This window comes from Inquilinus sp. OTU3971 (assembly GCF_038440215.1).
The window spans coordinates 15,932-27,212 of record NZ_JASATH010000104.1; the positions used below are offsets into that span (position 1 = coordinate 15,932).

The following is an 11,281-nucleotide window of genomic DNA, read 5'->3' on the forward strand; positions in this document are numbered from 1 at the left end:
GAGCCCCGCCCTGCGGTCGGGCTCAGATCTTGCCGTCCTCCTTGAAGACGTCCGCCCAGTCCTTGACCAGGGCGTCGAGCGCCTCTTGGGCGGTGCCCTGGTTGGCGACGACATAGTCATGGATGCGCTTCTGCTCGGCCTGCATCAGCTGGGCGTAGGACGGCTCGGCCCAGAAATCCTTGACCTCGCCCATCGCCTTCAGGAAGTCGGCGGCGAAGGGGGCGGTGGCGGTGAAGCCCGGGTCGTTCAGCACCGATTTGGCGCAGGAATAGCCGCCCAGGGCCCACCACTTCTTCTGCACCTCGGCCGTGGCGAACCACTTGATATAGGCCAGTGCCTGATCCTGGTTCTTGGAGTAGGAGACGACCGAGATGCCCTGGCCGCCGAGCTGCGAGCCGTGCACCTTCTCGCCCGGATTGACGAAGAAACCGATCTTGTCGCCGCCGACATTCGGGTCCTTGTACAGGCCCGGGAAGAAGGCGAACCAGTTCATCTGCAGCGCCACCTGGCCGGATTTGAAGGCGTCGAGATTCTCCTGCATGTAGGAGTTCGAATAGCCCGGCGGGGTGCAGCAGTCGTAGAGCTTCTTGTAGGCTTCGAGCCCCTTCACCGCGTCGGCCGAGTTGACATGCCCTTCCATGTCATAGGGCTTGTCGGCGGCCTGGTACTCGAAGCCGTAGGGGTAGAGGAAGTTCGCCACCCCCATGGTGATGCCTTCCGAGCCGCGCTCGGTGAAGATCGCGGCGCCGTACACCTTCTTGCCGTCGATCTCGCGGCCCTGGAAGAACTGGGCGATGTCGTGCAGCTCGTCGAGCGTCTTCGGCACGTCCAGCTCGCGGCCGAATTTCTGCTTGAACTCGGCCTTCAGCTCCGGCCGCGCGAACCAGTCCTTGCGGTAGGTCCAGCCCAGCGCATCGCCCATCGCCGGCAGGGCCCAGTAGTTCGGCGTGTTCTTCGGCCATTCGGAATAGCCGACCACCGTCGCCGGCATGAAGTCGTCCATGCTGATGCCGTTCTTGTCGAAGAAGTCGTTCAGCTTGACGTAGTGGCCGTTCTCGGCCGAGCCGCCGATCCACTGGGAATCGCCGATGATGACGTCGCACAGAGTGCCGTGCGAGTTCAGTTCGTTCAGCATCCGGTCGGCGAAGTTCGGCCAGGGCACGAATTCGAACTTCATCGGCGTGCCGGTCTTGGCGGTGAAGTCCTTCGACAGCTCGACCAGCGCGTTGGCCGGGTCCCAGGCGGCCCAGCACAGCGTCAGCGGATTGGATTGAGCATGGGCCTCTTGCATCGCGAGGCCGGCCACCAAGGCGACGGCAGACACCGTCATCGCCACAACGGAGCGTCTCTTCATCAATGTCCTCCCCAGGATCGGCCTCTTGTGGAGGCCTGTCCGGCTAGACACCCGACGGCATCTTCAGCCGGATTGTTTCATTATTTGTTTAGTAACGCATGTTTCACTAAACATGGCAAGCGCGCGTTTTCCGAGCTGATCCGCCAGCGCGGCTAGGCTCCGTCCGGAGTTTCCGCCAGGAGACGAACGAACAGGTGGCCGCCGGGTGTGAGCGGCCGGTCGACGGCCCAGATCAGCGAGAACTGGGTCGTGTAGCGGAACGCCTCGGCGCCGCCGACCTCCCGCAGCCGGTACATCGGCGCGAGCATCTCGGCGTAGTGCGTCGGCAGGAAGCCGACGAAGCCGCCGCCGGCGACCATCGTGGCCACCGCCTCCAGGCCGAAGGCGACCGCGATACGCTTCAGGTCCAAATGGCGGGCCAGGGTCTGCGTGCGCCGGTCGTTGGTCCGGGTGACCAGGGCGAAGCCGCGCTGGTTCAGCTCCGCGAGCCCGGGTGACGGCAGCACATCCGCCGCGACGTAGAGGCGGAACTCCTCGGTGAAGAGCGAGCGATAGTCGAGCCTGGGGTTGCCCGCCGGCTGGCCGCTGACGGCGAGATGCAGGCGCCGCTCCGAGATGCTCTCGACCAGCTCGTCCGGCAGGCCGATCGACAGGTTGAGCGTCACGTCGGGCGCGATCTCGCGGAAGCGAGCCAGGGCGCCGACCAGCCGGCAGCGCGGATTGGACAGGCAGTTGTCGGCGATACCGATGCGCAGCTCTCCGGTCAGGATGTTGCGGGCGAGGTTGAGCTCGTGCCGCACCATCTCCAGCGCGTCGCAGGCGGCGATGGCGGCCTGGAGCGCGCTTGCGCCGAAGGCGGTCAGCTCGAACCCCGCCGGGCCGCGGAAGCACAGCCGCGCGCCGAGCCGGATCTCCAGCGCCTGCAGGTGGCGGCTGATGGTCGACCGCTCCATGCCGAGCGGCCGTTCCGCGGCGGTGAGGCCGCCGGCCTCGGCCACCGCGCGGAAGATGCGCAGGAGCCGGAGGTCCGCCTCGCTGATCGGCGGCACGGGTGCGTGCGTCAGCTGGTCCATGTTGCATCCCCTACAAGCACGGTTTCGTCGACCGTCATCCTCGGCGCGCCCGATCGGCGCCTACGCTTCGGCATCCCAGTAACGACCAGGCGGATGCTCAATCGCCGAGCAGTTGCCGAAACAACCGGCACAATCCGCCGCCAGTATTCGGAGGACCCATGGCGCCGCCGCTGACCGTACCGTCCTCGCCGAAGCATCAGAGCTTCCTCTGGTCCCCGATCTGCACCGATCTCGACCGGCTCGACGCGCATGTCGCGATCCTCGGCATCCCCTTCGGCAGCGCCTACGATGCCGCGGCCATCTCCAACGACCAGACCAAGGCGCCGGACGCGGTGCGGGCGGCGACGGACCGGGTCTGCCGCAGCCTGGAGCGCTACGACTACGACGTCGGCGGCCCGATCTATGGCGGCCGGGCGCTGAAGGTCGTCGATGTCGGCAACGTGCCGGCCGACATGACCGATCTCCGCAGCCACTATCGCCGCGCCGAGGAAGCGGTACGCAAGATCCTTGCCGCGGGCGCCATGCCGGTCACGATCGGCGGCGATCACGGCATTCCGATCCCGATCCTGCGCGCCTTCGAGGGCCGCGGCCCGATCACGCTGGTCCAGATCGACGCCCATATCGACTGGCGCGACGACGTGAACGGCGTCCGCGACGGCCTGTCGAGCCCGATGCGGCGGGCGTCGGAGATGCCGCAGATCGGCGAGATCTTCCAGATCGGCATGCGCGCGCAGGGCAGCGCCCGGCCGGAAGAGGTGGCGGCCGCGGCCGCCTATGGAGCCAACATCATCCCCGCCTATGAGGTGCATGACGGCGGCATGGAGGCGGTGCTCGACCGCATCCCGGATGGCGGCCAGTACTACATCACTATCGACGCCGACGGGCTGGACCCCAGCGTCATGCCGGCGGTCGAGGGCCCGGCGCCCGGCGGCCTGACGTTCCACCAGGTGCGCAAGCTGATCCACGGCCTGGTGCGCAAGGGCCGGGTGCTGGGCATGGACATCGTCGAGATCACGCCGTCCGCGGATGTGAACATGATCACCGCCATCACCGCCGGGCGGCTGATCGTCAACCTGATCGGCGCCGCGGTCCGGGCCAACTACTTCGACGCGCCGCCCGCCTGAGAGACCGCCAACCACAACAATCAATCAACCCGCAACAGAGAGGCGCTGCCATGTCACGGATCAATCGCAGAGCGTTCGGTCTCCTCGCAGGCGGTGCCTGCCTGGTCCTGGCGGCCGTCCAGCCGGCGCTGGCCGAGACCACGCTGGAGAAGATCAGGCGGACCGGGGAGCTGACCGTTGGCACCGAGGCGGCCTTCCCGCCCTTCGAATTCGTGCAGGACGGCAAGATCGTCGGCTACGGCTCGGACATCCTGGCCGAGGTGGAGAAGGCGCTCGGCGTCAAGACGATGCACCAGCTCGACCTGCCCTGGCAGGGCATCCTGCCGGGTGTGCTGGCCGGCAAGTTCGATTTCGTCGCCACCACCGTCGGCATCAACGAGGAACGCTCCAAGCGCTACGCCTACACGCTGCCGATCGCCGACGGCATGCCCTACGCGATGACGCGCAAGGGCGACGCGATCGCCGCGGTCGGGGACCTGAACGGCAAGGTGGTGGCGACCCAACTGGCCTCGTCGACCGAGCCGGTGGCCCGTGCCCTCGACGCCAAGCTCAAGGCCGCCGGCGGCGCCGGCTTCAAGGATCTGAAGCTGTTCACCGCCTTCCCCGAGAGCTATGTGGCCCTCGCCAATGGCGAGGTGGATGCGGTGATCCAGTCGCTGCCGAGCCTCGCCGTGCTGGTGAAGGAGCGGCCGGATGTCTTCGAGTTGGCGATGCCGACGCCGGTGGACGGCGGCTACACCTATCTCGCCTGGGTGACGCGGCCGGACGACAAGGATCTGCGCGACGCGATCTCCCAGGTCATCCGCACGATGCGCGACGACGGCCGCCTCGGCGCGCTGCAGAAGAAATGGTTCGGCTTCGAGATGACGATCCCGGACAGCGGCTACCTGCCGCCCGGCGCGATGTGAGGCGTGGCGCTGCCGAGGGAAGGGACCGGCGATGGGCTTCAACCTGGACTTCCTGCTGTCGGTCCTGCCGCGGCTGGCCGCGGCGGCGACGGTGAACATCCGGCTGGCCGCGGCGATCATGCTGCTGGCGCTGCTGCTCGGAACGGCGCTGACGATCCTGCGCTCGTTCAAGATCGTGCCGGTCAACGCTGCCGCCGCCGTCGTCATCAGCTTCGTGCGCGGTACGCCACTGCTGATTCAGATCTTCATCGCCTATTACGTGCTGCCGGCGGTCGGCGTCGATCTTTCGCCCGAGACCGCCGGCGTGGCCGCCATCGCCTTCAACAGCATGGTGTTCGTCAGCGAGAGCATGCGCGGCGGGCTGGCCGCGATCGACAGCGGGCCGATCGAGGCGGCGACCGCGCTCGGCCTGCCGCCGCGGGTGATCTGGCTCAAGGTGGTGCTGCCGCAGCTGTTCCGCAGCATCGTCCCGGTGCTGATCAACGAGGCGACCATCGTGGTGAAGGGCACGGCGCTGCTGTCGGTGATCACCGTGGTCGATGTCCTGCGCACGGCGCAGCAGATCGCCAGCGCCAGCTACCGGCCGTTCGAGACGCTGATCGGCGCGGCGCTGGTCTTCCTGGTCCTCAATCTCGCGATCAGCCTGGCCGGCAAGGCCGCCGAGGCCCGCTTCGCCCAGGCGAGGGCCTGACCCATGCCCTTCGATCCCGCCATCCTGCTCGACTACTGGCCGATCCTGCTGGACGGCGCCTGGCTGACGATCCAGGTCTCGGTTGCGGCCTTCGTGATCGGCTACGCCGCCGGCATCGTCGTGGCGCTGGTCGCGCTGGCGCCGGCCCGGCCCGTCCGGTTCCTCGCCGGCGCCTATGTCGAGACGCTGCGCAACATCCCGTTCATCATCATCCTGTTCGTCGTCTATTACGGCCTGCCCTTCTCCGGCATCCGGCTGCCGGCGACGCTGGTCGGCACGGCGGCGCTCGCGCTGTTCGCCAGCGCCTACTACGCCGAGATCGTGCGGGCCGCGATCCTGGCGCTGCCGCGCAGCCAGTTCGAGAGCGCGCGGGCGATCGGCATGTCGCCATCCGAGGCGATGCGCCATGTGGTGGCGCCGCAGATCCTGCGCTCGCTGGTGCCGCCTTCCACCAACATGACGCTGACGATGATGAAGGAATCGGCGGTGCTGTCGTCGATCACCGTGCCGGAGCTGACCTATCAGAGCCTGGTCGTGCAGGGGAACACCTTCGCCCCCTTCGAGGTGTTCGCCGCGGTGGCCGCGATCTACTGGCTGATCGCGATCGTCATCGCGGCGCTGTCGCGAAGTCTGGAACGCCGTGCCGGCGCCGCCCAGGCCGCGAGCGTGACCGGCAACCCGATCGCGGCGCGCTACCTGTCGCTGGAAGCGCGGAGGGCGTCGTGAGCCGGGCGCCGGTCCTTCGCGTCTCCGCCCTCCGCAAGCGTTTCCTGGGCACGACCGTGCTCGACGACCTCTATCTCGACATCGAGGAGGGCGAGATCGTGGCCCTGATCGGGCCGAGCGGTTGCGGCAAGAGCACGTTGCTGCGTTGCCTGACCTGGCTGGAGCAGCCTGATGACGGCTTCATCGAGGTGGCCGGCCGGCCGTTCGGGCGCGAGATCGGCCGCGGCGGCCTGGTCCGCCGCCAGAGCCGGCGCGAGATCGACGCGCTGCGGCCGAAAATCGGCTTGGTCTTCCAGCAGCTCAACCTGTGGCCGCACATGACCGCGCTGGAGAATGTGGTGCGGCCGCAGATGGTGGTGCTGGGCCGGCCGCGCGCGGAGGCGACGCGGCGGGCCGAGGAACTGCTGGGGCGGCTCGGCCTCGCCGGTCGCGCCGGCCGCCACCCGCAGTCGCTGTCCGGCGGGCAGCGGCAGCGCGTCGCCATCGCCCGGGCCTTGGCCATGGAGCCGGCGCTGATGCTGTTCGACGAGCCGACCTCGGCGCTCGACCCCGAGCTGGTCGGCGAGGTGCTGGGCGTCCTTCGCGGCCTCGCCGCCAGCGGCATGACCATGCTGGTGGTCACCCACGAGATCGGCTTCGCCGTCCATGTCGCCGACCGCATCGCCTTCATGGACCGGGGCCGCATCGTCGAGGAGGGGCCGGCGCACGACATCGTCTCGGCTCCCCGCGAGCCGCGCCTGCGCAGCTTCCTCGACCTGGTGCTGTCGCGCCACGGCCCGGTCCCCGATCCCGCCATCCTCAAGACGGAGTAGGACATGTCCCGCGTCAACCGGCCCTATGTCGGCATCCCTTCCTTCCTGCGCGCCCGGATCTGCGAGGATCTGGCGACGCTGGACGCCGCCATCGCGGTGCTCGGCGTGCCGTTCGACGAGGGCTCGCCCTTCCTACCCGGCAGCCGCTTCGCGCCGCGGGCGCTGCGCGAGCACTCGCTGCGCTTCTACGGCAGCGGCCGCGGCTATTACGACCCGGAGACCCGGCGCGAATACCTGGTCGAGGAAATGGCGCAGGGGCTGATCGCCGATGCCGGCGACGTCGACATCCACCCGGCCAATGCCGAGCGGACCTTCGCCAACATCACCGCGGCGGTCCGGGCCATCCTCGACCACGGCGCGATGCCCGTCGTGCTCGGCGGCGACCATTCGATCACCTATCCGGTGTTCCGCGCCTTCGACGAGACGCTGCACGTCATCCATTTCGACGCGCACACCGACTATGCGCCGTTCGAGAACGACCTGCAGCACACCAACAGCCATGCCTTCCGCCACATCGCCGGCATGCCGAACGCGCTGAGCCTGACCCAGGTCGGCATCCGCAGCCTGCGCCATTCGCCCGATCAGGTGGAGCCGATCATCGCCGCGGGCAACCGGGTCATCCCGATGGGTGAGTTCCGGCGTCTCGGCCCGGCCGGCATCGCCGAGCTGCTGCCGGCCGGGGCGCGCGTCTATGTCAGCATCGACGTCGACGCGATGGACATGTCGCTGGTGCCGGGCTGCGTCTCGGCCGAGCCGAACGGCATGAGTTATCCCGAGCTGCGCGACAGCCTGAAGGCGATCGCCGAGCGGCATGAGGTCGCCGCCTTCGACTTCGTCGAGGTCAACCCGCCGCTCGATGTCGGCACCGGCGTCACCGCCTATCTCGGCGCGCTCACCGTCATCGAGTTCCTCGGCCAGATCTGCGCCCAGCCGCGCTGGGCCGCGCGCCGCCGCGCGAAAGCCGCCTGAAGAAGGAGACCATCATGGGAACCGAACGCGACGTCATCCCCGCCACCCGCGGCAAAGCCGTGCGCCTTGTGGCCGGCGAGGCAGTCAGGGTCGTCAACACTCACGGCTCGCAGGTGGTCGACACCTGGGCCTTCTGCGTCGAGGACCTGGCGCACCACATGTCGATGGAGCACACAAGGGTGGAGAACGGTCGGCTGATGCCGGCGGTCGGCCAGACCCTGTTCACCAACCAGCGCGAGCCGATCCTGGTGCTGGAGGAAGACAGCTCGCCCGGCATCCACGACACGCTAATGGCGGCCTGCGACCGCTGGCGCTACGAGCATCTCGGCTGCACCGAATATCACCGCAACTGTGCCGACAACATGGTCGAGGCGATGGCGGCGATCGGCCTGTCTGCCGACCGGGTGCCGCAGCCGCTGAACCTGTTCATGAACATCCCGGTCAACGCCGATCTCAGTCTGACTCAGGGCGAGCCGGTGACCAAGCCCGGCGACCATGTGCTGCTGCGGGCGGCGCGCGACTGCGTCGTCGTGTTCTCCGCCTGCCCGCAGGACATCACCCCGATCAATGGCGCCGGCCGCAAGCCGACCGAGGCGCATCTTGAGCTGCTGTGGTAGGGGGAGCCTCGCTTTACAGGCGCTCCGCCCTGGCTTTCAGGGCGCGGTACACGAGGCTGCGCAGGGTCTTCAGGCGGGGTTTGTCACGTTGTCGAGTGTGGCCGCGGGTGGGGGCCAGATGGATCCGGATTCAGGCCGCGATGCCTGCCGCGTCACGCCATGCCGCGAACGCCTCGGCTCGGAAGAGTCGGTGGGTGCGAGCGGTGGTGAGATGACGGCAGACGTTGAAGGTGTTGTAGGTCGCGGCATACATCGACAGGAACCGCTGCGCCGAGGCGGACGATTTGAACCGTTGCAGCTTGCACTCCCGTCGCCGGACCGGAACGTGTGAGCTTTCGGCCCGGTTATTCAGTCGCTTTCCGCGGATGTGAGGCATGCCGTCCAGTTGCAGATCACGAAGCGCGGCGCCGTAGGCCGGATACTTGTCCGTCACCCACTCGTCCGGGGCGATCCCCTGCTTCCGGAGGAGCTTGCGCATCAGCTTGCGGGCTGCGTGCTTGTCCCGCCTGGCCTGAACCAGCACCTCGAGCACCACACCCTCGGCATCGACGGCGCGCCAGAGATACATCGGCTTGCCGCCGATCCGGACGAACACCTCGTCGAGGTGCCATCGTCCATGCGGGGGCGGGCGGCGTGCCCGCAGCCGACGAGCAATGATCGGCCCGAACGACGTCACCCACCGGCGGATCGTCTCGTACGACACCTCAATGCCGCGCTCGGCGAGCAGGTCCTCGACGTCGCGGTAGCTCAGAGTGAAGCGCAGATACATCCAGATAGCGCGCTGGATCACATCGGATGGAAAGCGGTAGCCGGTATAGTCAGGCGGGGTCATGACGACCGCTACTCTGCTCGCGGGCGTGCCGCAAGGCCGTGAACGTGACAAGCCCCGGAAGAGGAGTTCGACTTCCTGGGCTACACGTTCGGACGGATGTATTCGGCGAGGACCGGCCAGGCGTACCTGGGGCACCGGCCATCCAAGAAGAGCATCAAGAGCGCTGTGGAGAAGATCCACGCGCTCACGGATCGGGCGGGGACGTGGCAAGAGACCACAACGCTGGTCGGGCAGTTGAACCGCACGCTACGCGGCTGGGCGAACTACTTCCAAATAGGCGCCGTCAGCAAGGCGTATCGGGCGCTCGACAGCTATACGGCGGTGCGGTTGCGCCGGTGGTTGCGCGCCAAGCACAAGTCCAGACGGCAACGGCGTGGGAGCTATCCACTCTCGCACCTCTACGGGCATTACGGGCTCGTGCGTCTGAACAGGCTTGGGCACGACGTGCCGTGGGCGAAGGCGTGAGTCTTGTCCGAGAGCCGGATGCGGGAGATCTGCATGTCCGGTTCGATGAGCGGGATGTGGAAACGGAGCCATGGTCGAACCAGTGAGGCACCGCCAGACGAAAGAGGCGGGAACAGATATGTTCGAACCTAAAGCCACCGCGCCACATCTCGACTCTACCGCAACCAACGATACCTGCAAGCCCTCGTCTTCGACGGGGGCTTGCTTGCTTTGTGGCCCAGCCAGCCCAAGATCGTGCCGAGATCCCCGGCCGGCATAGCCGCAGCTGGTCCTCGATCGAGGACCAGCTGCGCGTCCGAGGAATAGCGGGCATAGAGCGCGACACGGGTCATCGGTCCTCCTTCTCCTCTCTGTTCTCGTTGGCAGCCTGGCGCTGCAGCCGCTCATGCTCCTCCCGGGCCAGCTGCCGGCCCAACAACCGCGCGATCCGCAGCACCGCCGCGTCGATCCGCTCCCACCGGGCTGCGTCCTCCGGCATCGCTCCGCTCCGTGCCAGTGGCTCCTGGGGACCAGAGCTGCACCCGCAACACCGGCGGATCAATCCGTCGAGGCCGGCCGGGGCGACAAGGGCGGGCGCCGGACCGCGGAAACGGCCCTAGCCGCCGGAGCGCAGCTTCTTCAATCGAACCCCAGGGCCATCGCCGTTCTCGTCGATGAAAACAACGCCGGCCGCCTCCAAGGCCTGACGAATGGCAGCAAGGGTGACTGGAACGGGCTGACGTTCATCGGCCTCAAGGTGAACGATCGTACGGTGACTGACTGCTGCTTGCTCTATCGGCGCCAGCATAGCCATTCGCGGACCTTCATCACCGCGTCGGCGAAAGCCTGAGGCTCCTGCTGTGGCAGATTGTGCCCTGTATCGATCACGCGGTGCTCGTGCGGGCCTATGAACCTGCGGGCGTGATCGGCGGTCCCGCCTGGCTTCAGCGGGTCGCGTGCGCCGTCGAGCGTCACCGTCGGCACCGCAATCGCTGGCTGCTGCGCCAGGCGGTCTTCCAGTGACTGCAACGCTGGCTCGCCGGTTTCCAGACCAAAGACGTGCCGGTAGCAGTGGATGACGACATTCACGAAGTCAGGATTGTCGAAGGAGGTAGCAGTCCGACCGAACGTGGCTTGATCGAACTGCCAGCCGGGCGACCACTCCTCCCATAGCAGCCGGCACAGGTCGCGGCGATGCTGGGCCAGGCATTCGCGTCCGCGTTCAGTCTGGAAGAGATGCTGATACCAGCAGACGCGCTCAAGCGCCGGTATGGCGGGATGTCGTTGCCCGCTTACATTGATGATGTCGTAGCCGGCGTAGGAGACGAGACCGCCGATCCGCTCAGGCCACAGTGCCGCCGCCACGCAAGATGCGTTGCCGCCCCAATCGAACCCAGCCAGGATCGGGCCTTCCAGGTCCAAAGCGTCAGCAAGCTGGATGATGTCGCGGCCGCGCGCGGCCTGCTGCCCGCTCCGCATGATATCATCGGAGACGAAGCGGGTCGGGCCGAAGCCCCGTGTGTAGGGAACGATGACCCTCGCTTCGGCCTTGGCTAGGATCGGGGCGACTTCGTCGAAGGCTCGAACGTCGTATGGGAAGCCGTGCGTCAGGATCACCGGCCAGCCATCGGCGGGACCATATTCGACATAGGCAATCCGCAGGGTCTCGGTCTCGACGTTTCTCACCGAATGCTCATTCATGGGCGGCCATCCCGAATTGGGGAGGTCGCA

The 11,281-nt window shown here is 67.4% G+C and carries 14 protein-coding genes; 8 read left to right on the forward strand and 6 right to left on the reverse strand.

Going from position 1 to position 11,281, the window contains the following annotated elements:
• Nucleotides 1-22: 22 nt before the first annotated feature.
• Together AAHM41_RS23865 and AAHM41_RS23870 are read right to left on the reverse strand one after the other, a co-directional pair.
• Entirely contained in the window at nt 23-1,354 is a 1,332-nt protein-coding gene (locus AAHM41_RS23865; RefSeq protein WP_342239087.1) for an ABC transporter substrate-binding protein, read from the reverse strand.
• A 152-nt stretch (nt 1,355-1,506) separates the two neighbouring features.
• A complete protein-coding gene (locus tag AAHM41_RS23870; RefSeq protein ID WP_342239088.1) occupies nt 1,507-2,427 on the reverse strand; it encodes a LysR family transcriptional regulator in 921 nt (306 codons plus the stop codon).
• A gap of 158 nt (nt 2,428-2,585) precedes the next feature.
• Between AAHM41_RS23870 and AAHM41_RS23875 the strand changes: the two genes are divergently transcribed.
• Genes AAHM41_RS23875 through AAHM41_RS23905 form a run of 7 tightly spaced genes read left to right on the forward strand, consistent with a single transcriptional unit; the run spans nt 2,586 to nt 8,274 of the window.
• Nucleotides 2,586-3,551 carry an agmatinase gene (locus AAHM41_RS23875; RefSeq protein ID WP_342239089.1) on the forward strand — a complete coding sequence of 322 codons (966 nt, stop codon included), beginning with the start codon at nt 2,586-2,588 and terminating at the stop codon, nt 3,549-3,551.
• Between the two features lie 50 nt (nt 3,552-3,601).
• Nucleotides 3,602-4,459 (forward strand): transporter substrate-binding domain-containing protein, encoded by an 858-nt coding sequence (locus AAHM41_RS23880; protein ID WP_342239090.1) that lies wholly within the window; start codon nt 3,602-3,604, stop codon nt 4,457-4,459.
• A gap of 31 nt (nt 4,460-4,490) precedes the next feature.
• Entirely contained in the window at nt 4,491-5,150 is a 660-nt protein-coding gene (locus AAHM41_RS23885) for an amino acid ABC transporter permease (RefSeq protein WP_342239091.1), read from the forward strand.
• Nucleotides 5,151-5,153: 3 nt separating this feature from the next.
• A complete protein-coding gene (locus tag AAHM41_RS23890; protein ID WP_342239092.1) occupies nt 5,154-5,876 on the forward strand; it encodes an amino acid ABC transporter permease in 723 nt (240 codons plus the stop codon).
• Nucleotides 5,873-6,688, forward strand: coding sequence for an amino acid ABC transporter ATP-binding protein (locus tag AAHM41_RS23895; protein WP_342239093.1), 816 nt, complete (start codon nt 5,873-5,875; stop codon nt 6,686-6,688). The genes AAHM41_RS23890 and AAHM41_RS23895 overlap by 4 nt, the downstream gene beginning before the upstream one ends.
• 3 nt (nt 6,689-6,691) lie before the next feature.
• Nucleotides 6,692-7,657, forward strand: coding sequence for an arginase family protein (locus AAHM41_RS23900; RefSeq protein WP_342239094.1), 966 nt, complete (start codon nt 6,692-6,694; stop codon nt 7,655-7,657).
• A 14-nt stretch (nt 7,658-7,671) separates the two neighbouring features.
• Nucleotides 7,672-8,274 (forward strand): urea carboxylase-associated family protein, encoded by a 603-nt coding sequence (locus AAHM41_RS23905; RefSeq protein WP_342239095.1) that lies wholly within the window; start codon nt 7,672-7,674, stop codon nt 8,272-8,274.
• 130 nt (nt 8,275-8,404) lie between these two features.
• Here the strand turns inward: AAHM41_RS23905 and AAHM41_RS23910 are convergent, their stop codons facing one another.
• Complete coding sequence (locus tag AAHM41_RS23910) at nt 8,405-9,106, reverse strand: IS6 family transposase (protein ID WP_342239096.1); 702 nt, start codon at nt 9,104-9,106, stop codon at nt 8,405-8,407.
• Nucleotides 9,107-9,271: 165 nt separating this feature from the next.
• On the opposite strand from AAHM41_RS23910, the gene AAHM41_RS23915 reads away from it, so the two are divergent.
• Nucleotides 9,272-9,571 carry a group II intron maturase-specific domain-containing protein gene (locus AAHM41_RS23915; RefSeq protein WP_342239097.1) on the forward strand — a complete coding sequence of 100 codons (300 nt, stop codon included), beginning with the start codon at nt 9,272-9,274 and terminating at the stop codon, nt 9,569-9,571.
• A gap of 328 nt (nt 9,572-9,899) precedes the next feature.
• Here AAHM41_RS23915 and AAHM41_RS23920 read toward each other — a convergent pair whose 3' ends face one another.
• The 3 genes from AAHM41_RS23920 to AAHM41_RS23930 form a co-directional block, all read right to left on the reverse strand.
• The gene (locus AAHM41_RS23920) at nt 9,900-10,049 is read right to left on the reverse strand and encodes a hypothetical protein (RefSeq protein WP_342239098.1); all 150 of its coding nucleotides are present in this window, start codon (nt 10,047-10,049) and stop codon (nt 9,900-9,902) included.
• Between the two features lie 117 nt (nt 10,050-10,166).
• Nucleotides 10,167-10,364 carry an XRE family transcriptional regulator gene (locus AAHM41_RS23925; protein WP_342239099.1) on the reverse strand — a complete coding sequence of 66 codons (198 nt, stop codon included), beginning with the start codon at nt 10,362-10,364 and terminating at the stop codon, nt 10,167-10,169.
• Nucleotides 10,343-11,281, reverse strand: a 939-nt coding sequence (locus AAHM41_RS23930) for an alpha/beta fold hydrolase (protein ID WP_342239100.1), incomplete at its 5' end; no start/stop codon positions are given. The genes AAHM41_RS23930 and AAHM41_RS23925, both read right to left, overlap by 22 nt.